At 48.8% G+C, this 8,242-nt stretch carries 9 protein-coding genes and 2 rRNA genes (1 of these 11 cut by a window edge); 1 reads left to right on the plus strand and 10 read right to left on the minus strand.

Annotated elements, in window-relative coordinates:
* Position 1: 1 nt before the first annotated feature.
* From ACX1C1_RS06665 to ACX1C1_RS06700, 8 genes are all read right to left on the minus strand, one after another.
* Positions 2-412, minus strand: a complete 411-nt coding sequence (locus ACX1C1_RS06665; RefSeq protein ID WP_458956340.1) for an initiation-control protein YabA — start codon at positions 410-412, stop codon at positions 2-4.
* Between the two features lie 59 nt (positions 413-471).
* Positions 472-1,275 (minus strand): PSP1 domain-containing protein, encoded by an 804-nt coding sequence (locus ACX1C1_RS06670; protein ID WP_458956341.1) that lies wholly within the window; start codon positions 1,273-1,275, stop codon positions 472-474.
* A gap of 3 nt (positions 1,276-1,278) precedes the next feature.
* Complete coding sequence (holB, locus tag ACX1C1_RS06675) at positions 1,279-2,265, minus strand: DNA polymerase III subunit delta' (RefSeq protein WP_458956342.1); 987 nt, start codon at positions 2,263-2,265, stop codon at positions 1,279-1,281.
* A 44-nt stretch (positions 2,266-2,309) separates the two neighbouring features.
* Positions 2,310-2,753: a YaaR family protein gene (locus tag ACX1C1_RS06680; protein WP_458956343.1), complete on the minus strand. Its 444-nt coding sequence runs from the start codon at positions 2,751-2,753 to the stop codon at positions 2,310-2,312.
* A 15-nt stretch (positions 2,754-2,768) separates the two neighbouring features.
* Positions 2,769-3,098, minus strand: coding sequence for a cyclic-di-AMP receptor (locus ACX1C1_RS06685; protein ID WP_458956344.1), 330 nt, complete (start codon positions 3,096-3,098; stop codon positions 2,769-2,771).
* A 115-nt stretch (positions 3,099-3,213) separates the two neighbouring features.
* Positions 3,214-3,855 carry a dTMP kinase gene (tmk, locus tag ACX1C1_RS06690; protein ID WP_458956345.1) on the minus strand — a complete coding sequence of 214 codons (642 nt, stop codon included), beginning with the start codon at positions 3,853-3,855 and terminating at the stop codon, positions 3,214-3,216.
* A 126-nt stretch (positions 3,856-3,981) separates the two neighbouring features.
* The gene (locus tag ACX1C1_RS06695; protein ID WP_458956346.1) at positions 3,982-5,601 is read right to left on the minus strand and encodes an aminotransferase class I/II-fold pyridoxal phosphate-dependent enzyme; all 1,620 of its coding nucleotides are present in this window, start codon (positions 5,599-5,601) and stop codon (positions 3,982-3,984) included.
* A gap of 53 nt (positions 5,602-5,654) precedes the next feature.
* On the minus strand, positions 5,655-5,846 hold the full coding sequence (locus ACX1C1_RS06700; RefSeq protein WP_458956347.1) for a sigma factor G inhibitor Gin: 192 nt from the start codon (positions 5,844-5,846) through the stop codon (positions 5,655-5,657).
* 271 nt (positions 5,847-6,117) lie between these two features.
* Here ACX1C1_RS06700 and ACX1C1_RS06705 point away from each other — a divergent pair, with 271 nt between their 5' ends.
* Positions 6,118-6,648, plus strand: coding sequence for a transposase (locus ACX1C1_RS06705; protein ID WP_458956348.1), 531 nt, complete (start codon positions 6,118-6,120; stop codon positions 6,646-6,648).
* 240 nt (positions 6,649-6,888) lie between these two features.
* Here ACX1C1_RS06705 and rrf read toward each other — a convergent pair.
* A 5S ribosomal RNA gene (rrf, locus tag ACX1C1_RS06710) occupies positions 6,889-7,005 on the minus strand.
* Between the two features lie 92 nt (positions 7,006-7,097).
* Positions 7,098-8,242: ribosomal RNA gene (locus ACX1C1_RS06715) — 23S ribosomal RNA — on the minus strand (it continues 1,786 nt past the right edge of the window).

The following is an 8,242-nucleotide window of genomic DNA, read 5'->3' on the forward strand; positions in this document are numbered from 1 at the left end:
CTTATTTATTTAGGAAAGACAGACAGAACAGGCAATCTCCCTCTGTGCGAAGATGTCCATAGTAGACATTGCAGATATGGAAGCCCTCATGATAGAGCCGGGTCAAGTTATCATAACCTTCCCCTACTGCCGCTCCGCTTTCGTCATGTTCTAGGGCAGCTATATCGAGCTCGATCGCCTCTCCGTCTAGCTTAACCTTCTTCGACTGAATCGCCGATGCAGCAACGGCTTCGCGGTCCGAAGCCGTCTCGCGCTTCAGTACTAGTCTTAATTGATGATTCTCCATGCTCAGACGGTTATTCTCCTCCAGCAATTGCTTGACGCGTTGCTTGAGTGCGCTAAAGTCGGCATGGAATGATCCTACTTGATTATCGAGTTCATCCATCTGTATGAATATATCTTTTTTCTCCAAGTCCCCACCCCAGAGCTTCAAGCGCGATTTACTCGCCTGGCAGATTCGAACGACGTCGCCTACTTCACGACAACATCATCAAGCGGCAGTTCCTTCGGTTTGCCCGGTACATCAAACAATGAGACATAGACGCTCTTAGTCGATGCATTAATTCCGGTTACCTTGCCTTCTCCGTACGATGTTACAACAATCTTGCCGATTGCCGGCAACTCCTCACGCACGCTCTCATAGTTATCGTGCTCGTATTTCAAGCAACACATGAGGCGACCGCATAATCCGGAAATCTTAGTCGGATTTAGCGACAAATTCTGATCCTTGGCCATCTTGATCGAGACAGGCTCGAAATCGCCAAGCCATGAGGAACAACAGAGTACACGTCCGCATGGTCCAATACCGCCTAACATCTTCGCTTCGTCCCTCACACCGATCTGACGGAGCTCAATCCGAGTACGGAACACGCTGGCAAGATCCTTGACCAGTTCGCGGAAGTCTACCCTGCCTTCGGCCGTGAAGTAGAAAATAATTTTATTACGGTCGAACGTGAATTCGACATCAACCAGCTTCATACGAAGCTGATGGCTCTTAATCTTATCAAGACAGGTCGTGAATGCGTTCTTGGCAGCTGCGCGATTTTCTTCGACAATCTGAGCGTCAGAGTCGCCAGCTATGCGTATGACCTTCTTGAGAGGGAGTACAACATCCGATTCACCGACTTGCTTCTGTCCCACCACCACTTTACCGTATTCGATTCCTCGTGCAGTCTCAACAATAACATGTTGTTCCTTGTCCACGGGATGTTCGACCGGATCAAAGTAATAGATCTTGCCCGCTTTCTTAAAGCGGACACCGACGACATTATACAAGGATTAGCCCTCCTGTAAGTTAACCAATAATTGCTCGAACGCGAGCTGTGGCGATACGTTGGCACGTATACGCTTACCCGCTTCCAGTATATGCTCCATACAGGATACCCATCCTGCAAAAGAACGATCATAAGCGTGACTGCTTATCCAATCCAACTGATCTATAAAAACAATCTTATCCTGCCTTCCGGCCTGGAACTGTGTCAAATCCTTAAACCAAAGCGTAAATAACGAAAGCAGCATATCCATGCCGGCGCTCAAATCCGTCTTGAACAGCTGCTGCTGGGCAGTGATCATCGCCGCGGTGAATCGGGACAAGCTCTCCTTCCCTAATTGTATCACTAGGTTTCTGATTTCTGCAAACTCATTCTGCTGGAGAATATGTCTAGCACCTTCTAAACCGGAAGAGAGATGAACTGCCGCTCTTGCTAGCAGTGGCGATGCACCCTCGTCGATCAGCTTCTGCAGCATGATCTCTGGTGCAACCGGCAGGAATGGCACCCACTGCGTCCGGGATCGAATGGTTGGCAGTACGGCTTGTCCATTATCCGTAATTAAGATGGCGACAATCGGAGATAGGGGCTCCTCCAGAAATTTCAACAAACTATTTGCTGCCTGGAGCGTCATCGTCTCTGCCCGTTCGACCAAATATACAGTCCGTTCGCTCTGCGTTCCCCTATACGACAGGTTTCGCTGCAGCTCCCTAATTTGATCGATCTTAATGCTTTGCCCTTCCGGTGAGATTGTCAGAAGCGCCGTTTGGTTCCCATGCTCAAACTTCCTGCATGCCAAGCATTGCCCGCAAGCATCCCATCCATCCGATGTGCAGAACAGAGCTTTCGCGAAAGCCTGTGCAGTAGCCATTCTTCCCGTTCCGGTTGGCCCATTAAACAAATAGGCGTGGGAGACGCGACCGCTCTGAAGTGCATGCTTCAAGATCCGCTGCGCCTTCCACTGGCCTTCTGCTTGCTCCAGTTGTTCAAGACTCATGATTGTATTCCTTACCTTTCGTCACGCTATGCTTACAGAACTACTCAGAATAGTAGGTTGATCAGAATACCTCTAATCTCACCAATTTTGTTTAGTAGTTCTAGCCGTCCCTGCTCCGTATCGAGCAGTTCTTCAGCCATAGAGACTAACGTCTCGTCAATCTCGTCGAGCAGCTTATAGCGCTTCACACGACCTCGGCGATCAAAGCCGCGAACTTCCTTAAGTCCGACGCCACGCCTAACCGTATCCTCAAGAAACTTCTTGACCATGTTCCGGTACAGCTTAAGCTCTCGAACGGTCATCAGCTTGGCTAACTGTTCGCCTTGGCGGTGAATATCTTGCAGCTTCTGTTGTAATTGCTCATTAGTGCGCTGGGCATCCTGCTGAATCATTACATCGGCGAAGTTGATCGGTTGAACCGGTCTACCTGCTGTATCCCCCCCAGGGCGATTCTGCCCTACGGGCCTCCAGCTTTGATCGACTCTCATCTATGTCACGCCCAATCAGAAGTGTTCGAATCGCTCGACTGGTACAACAAATACCGCTGCTCCACCTATCTGTACCTCTACAGGGAACGGAATATAAGAATCCGTTGATCCACCCATCGGCGATACAGGCGTAACCAGCTGATCTCGAACCTTGCAGTTCGCGCTGATCACTTGAAGCACTTCATGGACTCGCTCATCCTCAATACCAATCATGAACGTCGTATTCCCCGCACGAAGGAAACCTCCCGTACTGGCTAGCTTTGTTGCACGAAACCCTTCTCTAACAAGCGAATTCGACAATCGGTTGCTGTCCTTATCCTGAACAATTGCAATAACTAATTTCATCCTCATTCCCCCTCGGTAAGATTGAATTAGGTATTTGCCCCTACATCCTATGCAACAAAGTTTGACATCGGTTACACTTTTTCTAAGGCGAATGTAATTTCTTCATCGCTGCGGACTAGTCGCGAAGGGCCTTTACGCGATTTTCGATGACTGACATGACTTGTTGCAGCACAACATCTGGAAGCTTGTCTGCATCAACCCGTTTGATCCGATCTGGGAACTGTTCGAGCAGCTTCATATATCCTTCTCTTACACGCTCGTGGAAGGAGTGCCGCTCCAGATCAAGTCGATTCAGTTCTCTCTCGGCTGAAGCCTTAATACGGGATAATCCGACATCCGGCGACACATCTAGGAAAACTGTCAGTTCCGGCATCATATCCTGGATTGCAAACCTGTTGATATCCCATACCTCGTCCATTCCTAGTCCTCTCGCATGACCTTGATAGGCCAGGCTGCTGTCGACGAATCGATCGCAGATAACGACATCGCCATGTTCAAGCGCAGGGATTACTTTCTCGACAAGATGCTGTCTTCTCGCTGCAGCATACAGCAGAGCTTCTGTTCTTGCGTCCATCATCGTATGCGCTGTATCCAGTATTACAGTACGAATCTGTTCCGCAATGGGGATGCCTCCTGGCTCGCGGGTCGTTAATACGTTGTGACCTTTGCGCCTTAGTGTATCGGAGAGTCGCTCAATCAGTGTTGTTTTGCCTGCGCCTTCTCCGCCTTCTATGGTAATAAAGATTCCTTTATTCAACTTACATTGACTCCTAACATGCATATCTTGTATAAGAGATAAACTTATACTCCTTTTATTGTAACAAAGGCAACGCAACGCGACAATGAAATTCGCATAATACCGCCACTTTTCGAAGCTTTTCCCTTAGATTTCGTCGATATAGACAGCAATCGTGTTCATCTCCGGGTCACGAGCTCCTTGAAAATTAGCACCTGTCGAAGCTAACCTGCCTAACTGTGCGATCTTCGCTTCCGTCAGAACCTCGCCCTCAATCAATAACGGTATACCTGGGGGATATGGAATCACCATTTCGGCAACACGTTTACCAGCCGCTTCTGTAACAGGGATCCGAACGCTTCTCTCTTTGCGATACCAGCCTCCACCAAAAACAACCGGCTCGCTTATTGCCTCGCATTCTTCCCAGATGACGCCATCTGATATAGATGAAGGGTTAATCTTCGTCTCAATCCGTTTGTCTTCCGTGCGGGCAGCAACCTGAATTTGATCATGATGGATACTCAGGAAAGCATCCTTTAAACGTTCCATTTGCTCATGTCCTGTGCCTATACCAATTAACAGTACGACATACATGGAATCAGACATCTCTGCCCAGCAGCCTCTATCCTCTAACAGCTTCCGTAGTTCATGACCCGAAAGCACACCAGCAGCATCATAAATAACAATTCGGAGCGGATCTCGCTGCCAATGTTTATCGTTAACAAGTTTGACCGAATCACCCGCCACTTCTTTAATCAGCAGGTTGCGTTCTCCTAACCACGTTCGTAAATCTTGCGCTTGATGAAGGGCTGATTGGAACAAAGCCGCTCCAAGCGTCGTCATCATTGCGCGGGAAATATCTAAAGTAGCCATAATCGGGAACGAGGGACTAGAGCTTTGCACCATGGCAAGAGCCTGCTCTAGACGGTCTCTATTTATTCGATTGCCACGTATATGGAGCATTGCACCCATGGTGAGCGTGGGCAGTGTCTTATGCGTCGATTGTACCGCAGCATCTGCCCCGCCTTGCATTGCGGATCGTGGCAACTCAGAGTGTTGTCCATAATGGGCACCATGAGCCTCATCCACCAATAACGGAATTCCGAATCGATGAGTCATCTCGGCATATGGACGAAGATCCGCTCCAACACCGTAGTAATTAGGATTCGATAATAGAACTGCCTTGGCAGACGGATACTTCAGCAAAGCTGATTGGATTTGATCCACAGAAGGAATCACGGCAAGTCCTGTCCCATTATCCAATTGCGGCGCAAGGAATATGGCAGTTGCTCCCGACAATCGAAGACCGTTGATGACAGACTTATGTACATTGCGCTGCACAATTACAAGATCCCCTGGGTCGCATACGGTCAGCAACATCGCAAGATTACCTGCCGTACTGCCTCCTACAAGGAAGTATGTAGCATCTGCACTGAATTGCTTTGCGGCGAGATGTTGCGCCTCTTTGATTGCGGCTTCCGGATGATGAAGATCATCGGTAGAAGATAGCTCCGTTACATCTACGGTCATGATATGACCAAAGATCTCCGCCATTTCATCAAAAGACTGCGAGATTATATCGTCAGATCGCCAGATCTCTCCGTTCTGATGACCAGGGACGTGAAAGCTAACAGGTTTACTGCGTGTATGTTTTATTAATGCTTCATATAAAGGTGCATGAAATGGTTTCATTATTATTATTACGGTCCCTTCTTCGTTCGCTCCAATAAGCGCTTGTCTGCTACATTGTAGCGAACGGAGAATCATTCGTAAACATGGCTATAACAAAGAAAAAAGCAGCACTCGCCTGAGCAGCCGCTTTAAGCATTTTTCTCTACAAACAACTGTTTCATTTGATGAATGAAAAAAGGATATTTGGCATCTTGTACATCGGTTTGCACCATCTCGGTTTCACATGACTGGCATATGAACCCGGAAACGATGACAATACCTTCGCCGACTGCCTTTGGCATCCCACAAATAATACACTGGTGATCGTGAACTTCGTCCATCCCAATCCCCGCCTTCTATTGCCATAATCTTTACCTACTATTATGGCACATAGTCTATTGAAATATACTTGTTTCATAACTAATTTCAAATATTTATATATCGTATGCGGAAAGTGGGCTAATGGTGCCGAAAGCGCCCAAATTTATAGTGAACTCTGTTATATAGAATGCCGATAAAAGTAAGGAAGACAGCCATTGTGCGCATTTCGGGCGATACATCGCTTTCAATCATTACTATTGTTACTATTGTCCGAAAGAGGGAGCCTATCCTATGAAACAATCATTATCCGAACAAAGCAATGCAACAATTTATCAATATCAGCTTGTCAAAAGAGTTCTCGTCAGACCTGAACTCATCGTAAGTTATCTCATCATCGCTGGCATCTTTCTCGGTTTTCAACTACTTGCCTATGGCATGAATGGATTGTTCGCATGGCTGTTCGGTTTCGCTGCTATTCAATTGCTTCATATCCTTATCCTCTTAGTAACCTTTATACAGGTGGATGAAGCAGCAGATCGCAAGTGGATCTGGCGAATCATACCACCATGGATTGGCTTTAAACCTGCTAATGACATATCCTTACATCTCTTTCGGCGGGTTCATCGCCATCTCTTCTGGCTAGGCTTATGTGTGATCGGCGTTATCTATCCATGGGCAACACCAGCACTGATGATTAGCCTTGTAAGCTGGCATACATGGCTGCTGATACCTCGTATGCTGCTATCTGTCTCCTTCAGAAAACAAAAAAAAGATGGCGTCCTACGACTTGAGTCGAAAGAAGCTTCGTATTACCATCGATGAACTTGCAACCAGCCATTAACAATGGCTGGTCATTCGTGCTTGGCGATGGCCATACCGCACCGGGAATGAAATGACTTCGAAGCTTATACATCCCCGGTCGGCGTCTGAACCTACCTCTAATGCCGGGCCAACATCATCGAGATACTTCGATAACAAGGTTCATATACACTCTCCCAATAGGGAGAGGAACGTCGTCGGGCACAACAAAAAACCAGCCATATCATATGGCTGGTCATTCGTGCTTGGCGACGTCCTACTCTCCCAGGACCCTGCGGTCCAAGTACCATCGGCGCTGGAGGGCTTAACGGTCGTGTTCGGTATGGGAACGCGTGGTTCCCCTCCGCCATCGCCACCAAACGGTAGCATGCGTTGCACGCTGAAAACTGGATACGAAAGGTTTGCTGAACCTTATAGCTGTTGCTTACCGTTTGTATGAACGGATAAGCGTGTAGGATAAGCCCTCGACCGATTAGTATTCGTCAGCTCCGTACGTTGCCGCACTTCCACCCCGAACCTATCAACCTCGTCGTCTTCAAGGGGTCTTACATACTGGGAAATCTCATCTTGAGGGGGGCTTCACGCTTAGATGCTTTCAGCGCTTATCCCGTCCGTACTTGGCTACCCAGCGGTGCTCCTGGCGGAACAACTGGTACACCAGCGGTACGTCCATCCCGGTCCTCTCGTACTAAGGACAGCTCCTCTCAAATTTCCTGCGCCCGCGACAGATAGGGACCGAACTGTCTCACGACGTTCTGAACCCAGCTCGCGTACCGCTTTAATGGGCGAACAGCCCAACCCTTGGGACCTACTTCAGCCCCAGGATGCGATGAGCCGACATCGAGGTGCCAAACCTCCCCGTCGATGTGGACTCTTGGGGGAGATAAGCCTGTTATCCCCAGGGTAGCTTTTATCCGTTGAGCGATGGCCCTTCCATTCGGTACCACCGGATCACTAAGCCCGACTTTCGTCCCTGCTCGACTTGTAGGTCTCGCAGTCAAGCTCCCTTATGCCTTTGCACTCTTCGAATGATTTCCAACCATTCTGAGGGAACCTTTGGGCGCCTCCGTTACATTTTAGGAGGCGACCGCCCCAGTCAAACTGCCCGCCTGACACGGTCCCCGTACCGGTTTCACGGTACTAGGTTAGAACTCCGATACGATCAGGGTGGTATCCCAACGGCGCCTCCACCTAAGCTGGCGCTCAGGTTTCAAAGGCTCCCACCTATCCTGTACAGATCGTACCAAAGTCCAATATCAAGCTGCAGTAAAGCTCCATGGGGTCTTTCCGTCTTGTCGCGGGTAACCTGCATCTTCACAGGTATTAAAATTTCACCGGATCTCTCGTTGAGACAGCGCCCAAGTCGTTACGCCATTCGTGCGGGTCAGAATTTACCTGACAAGGAATTTCGCTACCTTAGGACCGTTATAGTTACGGCCGCCGTTTACTGGGGCTTCGGTTCACAGCTTCGGGTTACCCCTAACCGCTCCCCTTAACCTTCCAGCACCGGGCAGGCGTCAGCCCGTATACTTCGCCTTACGGCTTCGCACAGACCTGTGTTTTTGCTAAACAGTCGCTTGGGCCTTTTCACTGCGGC

This window comes from Paenibacillus sp. strain BS8-2 (assembly GCF_054483835.1).